General features: G+C 64.5%; 15 protein-coding genes and 1 tRNA gene. 7 read left to right on the forward strand and 9 right to left on the reverse strand.

Annotation, left to right across the window (positions count from 1 at the left end):
• Positions 1–27 precede the first annotated feature (27 nt).
• From Q1A36_RS18090 to Q1A36_RS18100, 3 genes are all read left to right on the forward strand, one after another.
• Positions 28–104, forward strand: a tRNA-His gene (locus Q1A36_RS18090).
• 175 nt (positions 105–279) lie between these two features.
• On the forward strand, positions 280–681 hold the full coding sequence (locus tag Q1A36_RS18095) for a DUF883 domain-containing protein (RefSeq protein ID WP_299847025.1): 402 nt from the start codon (positions 280–282) through the stop codon (positions 679–681).
• 47 nt (positions 682–728) lie between these two features.
• Positions 729–1418: a phage holin family protein gene (locus Q1A36_RS18100; protein WP_299847027.1), complete on the forward strand. Its 690-nt coding sequence runs from the start codon at positions 729–731 to the stop codon at positions 1416–1418.
• A 47-nt stretch (positions 1419–1465) separates the two neighbouring features.
• Here the strand turns inward: Q1A36_RS18100 and Q1A36_RS18105 are convergent, their stop codons facing one another.
• From Q1A36_RS18105 to Q1A36_RS18125, 5 genes are all read right to left on the reverse strand, one after another.
• Positions 1466–1855: a DUF1850 domain-containing protein gene (locus Q1A36_RS18105; protein ID WP_299847029.1), complete on the reverse strand. Its 390-nt coding sequence runs from the start codon at positions 1853–1855 to the stop codon at positions 1466–1468.
• Positions 1852–3948 (reverse strand): TRAP transporter permease, encoded by a 2097-nt coding sequence (locus Q1A36_RS18110; RefSeq protein ID WP_299847031.1) that lies wholly within the window; start codon positions 3946–3948, stop codon positions 1852–1854. The genes Q1A36_RS18105 and Q1A36_RS18110 overlap by 4 nt, the downstream gene beginning before the upstream one ends.
• A gap of 59 nt (positions 3949–4007) precedes the next feature.
• Complete coding sequence (locus Q1A36_RS18115) at positions 4008–4964, reverse strand: TAXI family TRAP transporter solute-binding subunit (RefSeq protein ID WP_299847033.1); 957 nt, start codon at positions 4962–4964, stop codon at positions 4008–4010.
• Between the two features lie 128 nt (positions 4965–5092).
• Positions 5093–5455, reverse strand: coding sequence for a Grx4 family monothiol glutaredoxin (gene grxD / locus Q1A36_RS18120; RefSeq protein ID WP_299847035.1), 363 nt, complete (start codon positions 5453–5455; stop codon positions 5093–5095).
• 13 nt (positions 5456–5468) lie between these two features.
• The gene (locus Q1A36_RS18125) at positions 5469–5711 is read right to left on the reverse strand and encodes a BolA family transcriptional regulator (protein WP_299847037.1); all 243 of its coding nucleotides are present in this window, start codon (positions 5709–5711) and stop codon (positions 5469–5471) included.
• Between the two features lie 576 nt (positions 5712–6287).
• Between Q1A36_RS18125 and Q1A36_RS18130 the strand changes: the two genes are divergently transcribed.
• From Q1A36_RS18130 to Q1A36_RS18140, 3 genes are all read left to right on the forward strand, one after another.
• Positions 6288–6842, forward strand: a complete 555-nt coding sequence (locus Q1A36_RS18130) for a thioredoxin family protein (protein WP_299847039.1) — start codon at positions 6288–6290, stop codon at positions 6840–6842.
• A complete protein-coding gene (gph, locus tag Q1A36_RS18135) occupies positions 6839–7519 on the forward strand; it encodes a phosphoglycolate phosphatase (RefSeq protein WP_299847041.1) in 681 nt (226 codons plus the stop codon). The genes Q1A36_RS18130 and gph overlap by 4 nt, the downstream gene beginning before the upstream one ends.
• 78 nt (positions 7520–7597) lie before the next feature.
• Positions 7598–8026, forward strand: a complete 429-nt coding sequence (locus Q1A36_RS18140) for a TIGR01244 family sulfur transferase (RefSeq protein WP_299847043.1) — start codon at positions 7598–7600, stop codon at positions 8024–8026.
• Between the two features lie 43 nt (positions 8027–8069).
• Here the strand turns inward: Q1A36_RS18140 and Q1A36_RS18145 are convergent, their stop codons facing one another.
• Both Q1A36_RS18145 and Q1A36_RS18150 read right to left on the reverse strand, forming a co-directional pair.
• Entirely contained in the window at positions 8070–8414 is a 345-nt protein-coding gene (locus Q1A36_RS18145) for an ArsC/Spx/MgsR family protein (RefSeq protein ID WP_299847045.1), read from the reverse strand.
• Between the two features lie 155 nt (positions 8415–8569).
• Positions 8570–9874, reverse strand: coding sequence for a DUF3422 domain-containing protein (locus tag Q1A36_RS18150; RefSeq protein WP_299847047.1), 1305 nt, complete (start codon positions 9872–9874; stop codon positions 8570–8572).
• A 138-nt stretch (positions 9875–10012) separates the two neighbouring features.
• On the opposite strand from Q1A36_RS18150, the gene Q1A36_RS18155 reads away from it, so the two are divergent.
• Positions 10013–10528, forward strand: coding sequence for a L,D-transpeptidase family protein (locus Q1A36_RS18155; RefSeq protein WP_299847049.1), 516 nt, complete (start codon positions 10013–10015; stop codon positions 10526–10528).
• A gap of 39 nt (positions 10529–10567) precedes the next feature.
• On the opposite strand, the gene Q1A36_RS18160 is transcribed toward Q1A36_RS18155, so the two are convergent.
• Both Q1A36_RS18160 and Q1A36_RS18165 read right to left on the reverse strand, forming a co-directional pair.
• Positions 10568–12013, reverse strand: coding sequence for an NCS1 family nucleobase:cation symporter-1 (locus Q1A36_RS18160; protein ID WP_299847051.1), 1446 nt, complete (start codon positions 12011–12013; stop codon positions 10568–10570).
• A 242-nt stretch (positions 12014–12255) separates the two neighbouring features.
• Positions 12256–12573, reverse strand: a 318-nt coding sequence (locus Q1A36_RS18165; protein WP_299847053.1) for an NAD(P)(+) transhydrogenase (Re/Si-specific) subunit beta, incomplete at its 5' end; no start/stop codon positions are given.

Consider the following 12573-nt stretch of genomic DNA (forward strand, 5'->3'; position numbering starts at 1 on the left):
CGGGGCGGCGTTACAGAACCGCCCTGTGCCGCCTTAGCTCAGTTGGTTAGAGCGCTAGATTGTGGATCTAGAGGTCCCCCGTTCGAGCCGGGGAGGCGGTACCATCTTCCAGACATCGATAATCTCGCGAGAACAAGCGCTTGCCCTGCGCTTGCCCGGCTGCGCAGTGGTGTCCTGCCGGGTGCGTTAAACAAATATTTCCCCGGCCGCAGGGAACAATGGCCGCGTCCTGTTGGTTGATTGGCGAAACGACATTCAGCCGCAGAAAGGACCTGTGACATGTCCAGCCACAACTATTCCACTGAGGACGCCAAGCGCGACGTGAAAGCCGCCGCCGAGGAAACCGCATCGGAACTGCGCCAGGGCGCACGCCGCGTTGCCGATCAGGCGCGCGAAACCCTCGACAACGTGACGCGCTCGGATTCGGTCGAGCGCGTGAAGGAAAAGGGTGCCGAACTGGCCGGTGCCGCGCGCGATGCGGGCCGTGAATATGCCGACATCGCCCGGCAGGAGGCCGATCGTCTTTACAGTGCAGGCAAGAAGCGCGCCGACGAGGTCGCCCATTACGCCGAGGATTATTATGACGAGGTCTCGGACCTGGTGCGCCGCAAGCCGGCCCAGGCCCTTGGCATCGCCGCCGGTGTCGGTTTCCTGATCGGCCTGATCCTGGCGCGCCGCTGAGGCGCGGACTCCCCCGCAGCGATACCTGACATCGGAGACGATCCCGAATGTTCGACTATGCACGCAACATGAAGCTGGCGGTGCAGGATACCCTGCGCCGCTCGGCCCTGAAGGCGGCTGCCGGCGGGGTGATGGTGATCGGGCTCGGCTTCCTTCTGGCCGCGCTCTGGTCCTATCTGGCGACCGGGCTTGGCTGGGGGGCGATGAATGCCTCGCTGGCCATTGGCGGGGGCTTCCTGTTGATCGGGGTGATCCTGCTGATGGTGGGCGGCCGCGTGACCCATGAGGCGCCCACCACCGATGATCTGAAGCGCGAGGTCGAGGCGCGGCTGACGCTGGCGGCGGATGCCGCGGCGCTGCGTGCGCGCAGCGAGGCGATGCGGATTGTCGATGGTGCGACCGACCGGGCGAATGCCCTTCTGGATCGCGCCACCGGCACGGCCAACCGTTTTGTCAGCGACACCGGCGAGACCGTGCGCGACACCGCCCGCAAGGTCGGGCTGTCGGCCGAGAATGTCGAAGCTGCCAAGGAAACCGTGCAGGAAGGCGCGCGGCAGGCCAAGGCAGCGGCGAATTCGAACGCCGGCAGCATGGCCAAGCTGGTCGGAGCCTTTGCCATCGGCCTGACATTGGCCTCGAAACTGGGCGAGCGTCGCCGACGCGACGACGCCTTTGACGACGGGGCCTATGACGATTTTGACGATTATTATGACGACGAAGATCCCTCCGTCCGATAAATTTACCTGGTGAGAGGGCTGTCCGCGAGGGCAGCCCTTTTGCCGTTTCAGCCACCGGTCTGATCCTCGGGGCAGGGCTTCAGCGTGATCGGCTGGCCCGCCGCATTCCCCAATTCGGTGCAGTCTTCCGGTTCCCCCGCAGGATCGCAAAGCCGCCAGCCGCCCCCCGTGGCGCCACTGGCGGCAAGCGTCAGCTGCGCTTGCGGCGGCAGATCCGGGGTCCAGACCCACCAGCCGTCTTTCAGCACCGCGCCGGGGCCGGGCTCCATCCCGGCGCCCGATCCCTTCACCGCCGCGCCGGTCAGGACCAGCGCATCGCCCTGCACCTGCCAGTCCTCGCGCCAGGTCGTGCGCTCGACCGAATGGGTCCAGTCGAGCACGAAGCGATCTCCGGTAAGCGTCAGCACCAGCGCGCCCGCCATCAGACAGGCGCTCATGCCGGGACGGGCCGGTCGCGGCGCATCCAGATCAGCCCGGCAAACAGCGCCGCCAGCACAAATCCGATCTCGTCGGTCATCGGCACCGCCGCGATCAGCGTGAAGGCCCCGGCAGCGGCCAGCAGCCGCATCCAGACGGGCAGGGGCTTGCCCAGCCAGCCGATCACCGCCGTGCCCCAAAGGCCGATGGAGAGGACGCATTTCAGCACGATATAGCCGACCGCCGGCAGGTAGCCGATCGCCTGCGACAGGGGCCCGCCATCCTGCAGCATCAGCGCCGGGGTATAGACCGCCATGTAGGGGATGACGAAGCCGGCAGCGGCGACCTTGACCGCCTCGAAGCTGATTTTCAGGCCGCTTTCCTTGGCGATGGGGGCTGCGGCAAAGCAGGCCAGCGCGACGGGGGGCGTCAGGTCGGCGAGGATGCCGAAATAGAAGACGAACATATGCGACACGATCAGCGGCACACCCAGGTCCAAGAGTGCCGGGGCGGCGATGGTCAAGGTGATGATGTAGTTCGGGATGGTCGGGATGCCCATGCCCAAGACGATGCAGGTCAGCATGGTCAGGATCAGCGACAGCAGCAGGCTGTTTTCACCGACGCTGACGATGTACATGCCGAAGGTATTGGCCGCCCCGGTCAGGGTCATGGTGCCGATGATGATACCCACCAGCGCACAGGCGACGCCGACGGGCAGGGCGGTCTTGGCGCCCTCGGCCAGGCTGTCGATGACCTGCGCGATGGTCTCGCGCCCGCCCTTGCTGATCGCGTTCCACGCCAGCAGCGCGGCGATGCCGATCCACAGGGACATGTTGCCGAACTCGAGGAAACTGGCCGCGACCAGCGCCAGCCCGATCCAGAAGATATAGCGCAGCACGCCTTGGGGCAGGCCAAGCGCGGCCGAGGCACCGAGGATCAGGAACATGGTCAGCGCAAGGCCCACGGTGCCCGCGAAAAGCGGCGTGTAGCCCGAGAAGAGCAGATAGACCAGCACCGCCAGCGGCAGGATCAGATACCAGCCCTCGCGCACCGCCGCCCAGGCCGAGGGCAGGTCTTCCCTGGCCATGCCGCGCAGGTTGCGGCGTCCGGCCTCGAGATGGACCATCCAGAAGGCGCTGGCGAAATAGAGGATCGCCGGGATGATCGCGGCGCGGACGATCTCGATATATTCGACCCCCAGCGTCTCGGCCATGATGAAGGCCACGGCCCCCATGACCGGCGGCATGATCTGCCCGCCCATCGAGGCGGTGGCCTCGACCCCGCCGGCGAAGGCGGGCCGGTAGCCGAAGCTTTTCATCAGCGGGATGGTGAATTGCCCGGTGGTGACGACATTGGCCACGCCCGAGCCCGAGATGGTGCCCATCAGCCCCGAAGAGACGACCGACACCTTGGCCGCGCCGCCCATCTTGTGGCCGACGATCCCGAGGCTGACATCGGTAAAGAGCTTGATCATCCCGGCCTTTTCAAGGAAGGCGCCGAAGAGGATGAAGAGGAAGATATAGGTCGCGCTGACGTAAAGCGGCGTGCCATAGATGCCCTCGGTGCCATAGGCCATCTGCTCGATCACCTGCGCGAAATCATAGCCGCGGGTCTGCATCGGGCCGGGGAAATACTGCCCGAAGAGGGCATAGATCAGGAAGGCCCCGGCGACGAGGGGCAGGGCGGCTCCCATCACCACCCAGGCGGCTGCAAAGGTCGTCACCAGCGCGATCACCCCGATGATGACATCCATCTGGTTCAGCGCGCCGGAACGCAGCATCAGCGGCACATATTCGATCCATTGATAGCCCGCGACCAGAACGCCCAGACCCGCCATCAGCCAGGCGAGGATCTTCCAAGGCCCGGTCCGGTGGCGCAGCGCCGCCAGAAGCGGAAAGCACAGAAGCATCAGGAAGCCCAGGTGCAGCGCCCGCTGGACCTGGCTCGAGAGCGTGACGATATGGGCGGCGATGGCGATCTGGTAGAGCGAGAAGGCCACCGCGATCCAGAACAGAAGCTTGCCCTCGAAACCGGGCGGAAAGCTGTCGGAGAGCGGGTCGTGAAGTCCCAGATCGGGATCGCCGGCCGGGGCCGGATGCGTGGGTTCGGTCATGGATATGGTCCGCATGAAGGAAAAGGGCCGGGGGGTTCCCCGGCCCGCATCGTTTCGGCTTACTCGGCCTTCACGCCGACCTCGTCATAGTATTTCTGCGCGCCCGGATGCACCGGCACCGGCATCCCCTGCAGCGCGTTCTGCACGTCGACCTCGGCGGTGGCGGCATGGGCGGCCTTCAGCGTGTCGAGGTTTTCATACATCAGCTTGGTCATCTGATAGGCCAGATCGTCGCTGACATCGCTGTTGGTGATCAGATAGTTGATGACGGCGACCGTCGGCACGTCCTCGGCCTGACCCTCATAGGTATTGGCGGGGATGTTCTGGGCGATATAAGGCGCGCCCAGTTTCTCGGCCACATCGGCCGGAACCGAGACCACCGAGATCGGGATCGAGGTCGAAAGGTCCTTCAGCGAGGCGACACCCAGACCTGCGGATTGCAGCGTGGCGTCCAGCTGGCGGTTCTTCATCAACTCGACCGATTCCGCGAAGGGCAGGTATTCGACCTTGCCCAAATCCTCGTAGCTCATCCCGGCGGCCTCGAGGATGGCGCGGGCATTGAGTTCTGTGCCTGATTTCGGCGCACCCACGGAAAGCGCCTTGCCCTTTAGATCCTCCAGCGTCTTGATACCGCTGTCGGCGCTGGCAACGATCTGGATATAGTTCGGATAGATCGCGGAAATGCCGCGCAGCTTGTCCAGCGGGGCAGGGAAGCCGGCATCGGCATCGCCCTCAGCCGCGAGTTTCACGGAATCGCCAAGCGCAAAGCCGATCTCGCCCTTGTTCTGCTGCAGCAGGTTCAGGTTCTCGACGCTGGCCTTGGTCGACTGGACCTGCACCTTGGCACCCTCGATGCCCTGCGAATAGATTTGCGACAGCGCGCCGCCCACCGGGTAATAGACGCCCGAGGTGCCGCCGGTCAGGATATTGATGAATTGCTGCGCCGAGCCGGGAACCGGCAGCGCCGCCAAGACAAACCCGGCCGCCAGACCGGCAAATTTGGTGCGAATGGTCATGTTTCTGTTCTCCCTGTCTGATTATCGGGTCAGGTTAGGGGGAAGTGAACGCTTGGTCAAAAAGAAATCCCGGCCTTTCGACCGGGATTTTTATTGTTCATAAGTTTCAGTGACTTGCCGAAGCAATATCAGGCGTTGGCTTCGCGGATCTTGGCAGCAGCCTCCTTGGAATAGACGACGCCTTTCTGGTCGAAAAGCTGGTCCAGCTCGCCCGACAGCGTCATCTCGGTGACGATGTCACAGCCACCCACGAACTCGCCCTTGACGTAGAGCTGCGGGATGGTCGGCCAATCCGAGAATTCCTTGATGCCCTGGCGGATGCCGTCATCGGCCAGCACGTTCACGTCCTGGAACTCGACGCCCATGTAGTTCAGCACACCAGCCACGCGGCTGGAAAACCCGCATTGCGGCATTTCCTTGGTGCCCTTCATGAACAGCACAACATCGCTGCTGTCGATGGCTTTCTGGATATCGGCTTTCACGTCGCTCATCTTGGGGATTCCTTCAATCCGGTGCCTTGGTGGTCAGCGCGAGGGCGTGCAGTTCGCCGGCCGGACCATCCATCTTGCCTTGCAGCGCCGCATAGACAGCGCGCTGCTGCTGAACGCGGTTCAGACCCCGGAAGCTTTCGTCGATCACCTCGGCCGAGTAATGGTTTCCATCGCCGGCGAGATCGGTGATCTCGATCCGCGCGTCGGGAAACGCCGCGCGGATCAGGGCTTCGATCTGGTGGGCTTCCATCGCCATGTGGGGTCCTTTCGCAGTTGCCATCAGATGTAGGGGAAGCCCCATGCACCTGCAAGGGGAGGCAAAGCGCAGCGGACGTTACACTGGTATCTGCAATAGTGATAATCCGTATTATGGAACACTGTGCTTACGCACGAGCTTGCCCCCACGAGGGTGACTTGGCTAATTGCCGGCGCGGTTGAGACAGGTGCACAGAGAATGCGTGCGACCCCGTTGCACGCATGGTGTGGAATAGCCAGCCTTCCAACACGCTTATCCGTAAAGAAGATACCGCCACAAGCTTGAGACGAGACTCTGCCGCAACCTGATCCGCGTGGCGATCGCATCTGTCAGGTTCGTCGCGGCTGGTGTGGGTCGGCCAGATCCGGCGGCGCCGATGCCACTGGCCAAGCCGGGTTCCCAGGAACAGGAGCCGGCCTGACTCCGTTCACCAAATCTTAATAATATAGCAATATCAATTATTTATATTGACATACGCGAATCAATAGGCGAGAAAGGCGATGGCAGACCCCACCGCAAGACCTTGCAATGCCCGCGCCGGACGCGAATAAACTCCGCCGGGAAAAGGAGATTTGCATGGCTGTCACACCCCCCGTCTGCGATTTCGGCGCGCCGATCCGGGATTTCACGCTTCCCGGCACCGATGGGCGCGACCACAGCCTGGCCGAGATCAGCGGGCCGAACGGCACGCTGGTCATGTTCATCTGCAACCATTGCCCCTATGTGCAGGCGGTGATGGACCGCATCACCCGCGACGCGCGCGATCTGCAGGCGGCGGGCATCGGCGTCGTCGCCATCTCGGCCAATGATGTGGGTGACTATCCGCAGGACGGGCCGGACCAGATGGTGCTTGAGGCGGAAAAGCACGGGTTCAGCTTTCCCTATCTCTACGACGAAAGCCAGGCGGTCGCGCGGGACTACGGTGCCGAATGCACGCCGGATTTCTTCGGCTACAATGCCGCCGGCGAATTGCAGTATCGCGGCCGGCTGGATGCCTCGGGCCGCAATCCGGGCCCGCCCGATGCAAAGCGCGAGCTTTACGAGGCGATGCTGCAGATCGCCGAGACCGGGCAGGGTCCGCGCGACCAGGTGCCGTCAATGGGCTGCTCGATCAAGTGGAAGTCGCAATGACCGTCTGTTACGCCCCCTGCCCCGTGGTCTTCGATCTCGACGGCACGCTGATCGACAGCGCGCCCGATATCCATGCCGCCGTGAATGCGGTCCTGCGCGATGTCGATGTGCCGCCGCTGACGCTGGATCAGATCCGCGGCTTCATCGGCGGCGGGGTCGAGCTGCTGTGGCACCGGATCATCGTCGCCACGCATCTGCCCGAGACCGAACAGCGCCCGCTGATGGCCGCCTTCATGGCGCGCTACAGCCGCAGCACCGCATTGACGCGGCTCTATCCGGGCGTGATCGAGGCGCTTGGGGTTCTGGCCGATCGCGGCCATCCGCTGGGTCTTTGCACGAACAAGCCGATGCAGCCGACCCGCGCCGTGCTGGCGCATTTCGGCATCGAAGACCTGTTCGCCACGATCATCGCCGGCGACTCGCTGCCTGAACGCAAGCCGCATCCCGCGCCCCTGCGGGCGGCGCTGGCGGCGCTTGGCGCCGAACCCGACGCACCGAAGGGGATTTTCGTCGGCGACAGCGAGATCGATGCCGAGACCGCCGAAGCCGTGCCGGTGCCGCTGATGCTCTTCACCCATGGCTATCGCAAGACCCCGGTCGAGCAACTGCCGCATTTCGCGGCCTTCGATCATTTCGACGCATTGCCGGCACTGGTCGAGCAGGCGGTCACGCAATAGCGACGCCAACGCGCTTGACCTTCGCCCCGCATTTGCGTCAATGCGGGGCGACCGGAATTGGCCAGAAAGAGAAGCACCATGGACCTGCGTCAGCTCATTCCCGATCTCGCCGTCTCGGGCCAGATCACCCCGCAGGATGTCGCGGCCCTGGCCGAGGCCGGGTTCAAGGTGCTGATCAACAACCGACCCGACGAGGAGATCGGCCCCGAGGAAGACAGCGTGGTGATGGCCGAGGCCGCCCGCGCCGCCGGGATGAGCTATCATTACATCCCCTTCGTGCCGAGCCAGATCACCCCCGAGATGATCACCGGCTTTGCCGAGGCGATGGCCGAGCGCGGGCCGCATTTCGCCTATTGCCGCAGCGGCAATCGCAGCACGGTGCTGTGGGCGCTGACCCAGGCCAGCAAGCGCCCGCATGACGAGATCCTGCAGATCGCCGCCAATGCGGGCTATGACCTGTCGGGCATCCGGCCGATGCTGGCGAGCCTCGCCAGCCGGCGCGGCTGAGTTCAGGACTGCGAGATCGGGGCAGGCACCCTGCCCCGCCGGATTACGCCTGAACCCCCAGCGCGCGCTTTACATTCGCGGTCCAGCCCAGCAGCCGCAGATCGCCGGTCTCGATCGCCGGGCGCTTCATCACGCTGGGTTTCTCGCCCATCATCGTGACTGCGTCGGCGCCGCGCTCGGCCTCGGACATGCCACGCCAGGTCAGGCTGGCGCGGTTGATGATCTTCTCGCCCCATTCAGCCGCCAGACGCTCGCGCAGCGCCCTGTCCAGCGGGTCCTTCTGCACGTCGCGAAAGTCCACGGTCCAGCCGGCACCCTCAAGCTCGGATTGCGCTTTTTGGCAGGTGGAACAATGTCCAAGCCCATACATCGTCAGTGATTTCGACATGTCAGAACCTCAGATGAAGGGGATAAGCGGCACGCCGCAGGCGGCCAATGCAAGGACGGCGGAAAGGGCGAGGACGAGTTTCATGGCTGCTCCTGTTCGGGTTTTGCCGTCATATGGGACGCCCGCAGGCCTGCGCACAAGTCACAAATCCGGCGTCAGTGCTCGCCGCCCTCGTCGCCTTCCAGCCGTTTTCGCACCCGCTGCAGCCCCCACCAGACCGCCAGCACCGCAAGCGGTGTGAGCAGCGCCAGAAGCACACCCTTCTCGATCCCCAGGCCCTCGGCCACCGGCGCCAGCGCGTAGGAGATCAGCCCGACCGCGTAATAGCTGATCGCCACCACCGACAGGCCCTCGACCGTGTGTTGCAGCCGCAGTTGCAGCGCCGCGCGGCGGTCCATGCTTTCCAGCACCTGCTGGTTCTGCGCCGAGCGCTGCACATCCACGCGCGTCCGCAGCAATTCGCCCGCCCGGTCGGCGCGTTCCAGCATGGTCTTCAGCCGCGCCTCGGTCGAGGCGACGGTGCGCATGGCGGGCTGATAGCGCCGGGCCATGAACTCGGTCAGCGTCTGCCGGCCCATGAACCGGCTTTCGCGCAGCACCGCCACGCGGTCCATGACGATTGCCTCATAGGCCTTGGTCGCACCAAAGCGGAAATGCGATTGCGTCGCCTCGGTTTCCAGCCGGGCCGAGACCGACAGCAATTCCTGCAACACGTCATCGGCGGGTCGGTTCTCGTCCGCCATGCCGGCGACGATGGACGACAGCTGCGGGTCCAGCGTGTTCAGCCGCCCCGACAGCGCCCTTGCCCGTGGCAGACCCATCATCGACATTGCGCGATAGGTCTCGAGTTCCAGGATGCGCTGGACGATCCGCCCGATCCGGCCCTCGGTCGCGCCCTCGCGAATGAAGACGGCAAAGCGCATCCAGCCGGCCGCATCGATGCGGAAATCGCTGGCGACCAGCGCGGCTTCCTCCAGCACCCAGCCCGCAGCCAGGCTGTCGGTGACGAACCAGCCCTCCAGCGTGTCCAGCACCTCGGCCGGGTCCTCGGGCAGGGGCAGGATCTGGATCATCACCGCCGCCACCCGCTTGCCCGGCGCGGCAGCCTGCCATTCCTCGGGAAAGACTGCGCCGGCGGAAGGGTCGAAGGGACGCGGCGGCAGGCCGGGCGTATAGGCGGTGTAGGTGACGAACTCGGTATGGCGTTCCCACCGCAGCTTGTGGCGGCCGATCTGCCCGGCATAGTGATTGGCGGTCCGGTCCGGGCGCTGCCCGCCATGCCGCGTGACCAGCTCGTCCAGGTGCGCATCGTCGCGGGAGCGGTCACGCGTGGCCGCCTGATCGGGTTCCTTGAAGGCCACGAACACCACGGTCGAGGGCGCACCAAGCCGGGGCGATGGCCGGGCGTGCAGCTCGTTCACGAGGCCGTAGCGAAGCGGGTGGTCGTCGGCTGGTGTCATGGCGGCATCATGGGCCGGGGGTTTCGGCGCCGCAAGCGGCAGATTTTGGGCTGGCTCGTGTTTTCGTGAATGCGCTGGCGATTGCACCGCGCCCTCACAGTTGCCAGAATGTCAGTAACAACAATTCACGGGACAGCGATGCGCACCACAGCCCTTCTCAAGACTGCCGCCGTCGGCATGATCGCCCTGCTGGCGGCCTGCGGGGCGCCCTCGAAGTTCAAGACCTATAGCGGTCCGCCGGTCACGCAGATTGTCGTCGACAAGAGCGAGCGCAAGATGTGGCTCATCAGCGGTTCGACCGCGATCAAGCAATATGACATCGGGCTGGGCAACGAACCCGTCGGTGACAAATTTGTCGAGGGCGACGGCAAGACCCCCGAGGGCAATTACTTAATCGACCGCCGCAATCCGAACAGCAAGTATCACCTGTCGATCGGCGTCTCCTATCCCAGCCCGCAGGACGTAGTCGAGGCTGCCGCCTTCGGCTTGCCGCCCGGCGGGGATATCTTCATCCATGGCCGTGGCCCCGAAGGCAATGCCAAGGTCGGCTCGAACTGGGACTGGACCGCCGGCTGCATCACCATCAGCGATGACGAGATCGAGGATGTCTATGCCATGGTCCGCGACGGCACGCCGATCCAGATCAACCCCTGAAGCCAGGGGGGCAAGGCCAGCGCCCTGCCCCGCCGATTCTCAGCGCCGCGCCAGCGCGATGTGGATCACCCCGCCAAGCGCCGCGCCGATCAGCCAGCCAAAGCCGGTCAGCCCGGCCAGCGCGGGAAGCCAGACCGTCGCGATCGAGAAGACCGCCGCCACGCCCACCGCGATGATGGCGTTGCGGTTCCAGCCATCCTGATAGAAATAACGCCCGCTTGGCTGGTCCGAGAAGAGCTGCGGCAGGTCCAGCTGGCGCTTCTGCACGATGTAATAGTCCGCGATCAGGATGCCATAAAGCGGCGCCAGGATCGCGCCGAGCGTGTCGACGAACTTGGCGATGCCGATCTGCGAGATCACCGAGACCCACAGCGCGCCGATGATGAAGGCAATGGCGGCAGTGATCAGGCCGCCGGTCCTGGCGCTGATCTTCGAGGGCGAGAGATTGCAGATGTCATAGGCGGCAGGGATGAAGTTCGCGACCAGATTGATCCCCACCGTCGCCGCGAAGAAGGTGACGGCGGCGATCAGCGTCAGGGTCAGGCTGTCCACCCGCGCGATGATCTGCGTCGGATCGGTCAGCCGCTCGCCATACAGCACCACGGTCCCGGCGGTGATGAAGAGCGCGATGAAGGAAAAGAACGCCATCGACACCGGCAGACCCCAGAAATTCCCGCGTCGCATCTGTTCTTCGGTCTTCACGAAGCGCGAGAAATCCCCGAAATTGATCACCACGGCGGCGAAATAGGCGACCATGGTGCCGACCACGGCGATGAAGCCGGTCAGCGTCGAATAGCCGCTTTCCTCGCCGCCCTGAAAGATCGTGCCCATGGCCGGCCACAGCGCATTGCCCGCCCGCCACCAGATCGCCAGCGCCAGAAGGATCATCACTACGTAGACGAAGGGTCCCGCCCAGTTCAGGAAGCGGCCCACCCAGTCGATGCCCTTCAGGAACATGCCGACCTGGAAGACGGTGACGATGACATAGGCGATCCAGTCGATCCCGCCGAGGCCCAGCAGGCTGAAGCTGGCCACGCCCGGCTCGACCCCGAAGATGCCGCGCAGCGCCAGCGCCACCGCCGTCGAGGCGAAATAGGTCTGCACTCCGAACCAGAAGATCGCCACCGTGCCCCGCACCAATGCCGGGAAGCGCGCGCCGCGCACCCCCATCGAGGCCCGCGCCATCACCGCATAGGGCACGCCGTAGCGCACCGAGGGCCGGCCCGAGAGGTTCACCAGCCACATGACGATCAGCCCCGACAGCACGATGGCCGCGAAGGTCAGCCAGCCGTTCAGCCCGTAGCTGAGGAACAGCGAGGCCGCCAGTGTATAGCCGAAGAGGCTCTGGATATCGTTGTTCCAGACGTTGAAGATCTCGAAGGCGCCCCAGCTTCGCTTCCCCGGCGGGATCGGCGCCAGATCCTCGTTGTAAAGCGACGGATCGCCGCCGGTGATCTGCAGGTTGTCGGTGGATGTCATGGCCATGTCGCAGGGTCCCCGCTGGAGCATCATGACACGGCACTGTCAGCGATGCGACAAGATGACGCAAGGTAAACCGAGGCGGCATTGCGCGCTAACATGTTGATGCTGAATTTTGTTTCCCGGGGAAATGGCGCTGCTTGGTTCCTGTGCAGCCGGGCGCCATCTGCCGCCCAGCACGCCTGACCGCCCCAAGCAAAAGGCCGGGGCATTGCTGCCCCGGCCCGGTCTTTTCGTCCTGTCTCTGCTCAGTCGATGAGCGGCAAGAGCTTGTTCACCGAGTCCTTGGCATCGCCGTAGAACATGCGGGTGTTGTCCTTGAAGAACAGCGGGTTCTCGATGCCGGAATAGCCGGTGCCCTGGCCGCGCTTGCTGACGAAGACCTGCTTGGCCTTCCACACTTCCAGAACCGGCATGCCGGCGATCGGGCTGTTCGGGTCGTCCTGTGCGGCGGGGTTCACGATGTCGTTGCTGCCAATGATGATGACCACGTCGGTCGAGGGGAAGTCCTCGTTGATCTCGTCCATCTCCAGCACGATGTCGTAAGGCACCTTGGCCTCGGCCAG

Source organism: uncultured Paracoccus sp. (genome assembly GCF_947487305.1).
Taxonomy (GTDB): domain Bacteria; phylum Pseudomonadota; class Alphaproteobacteria; order Rhodobacterales; family Rhodobacteraceae; genus Paracoccus.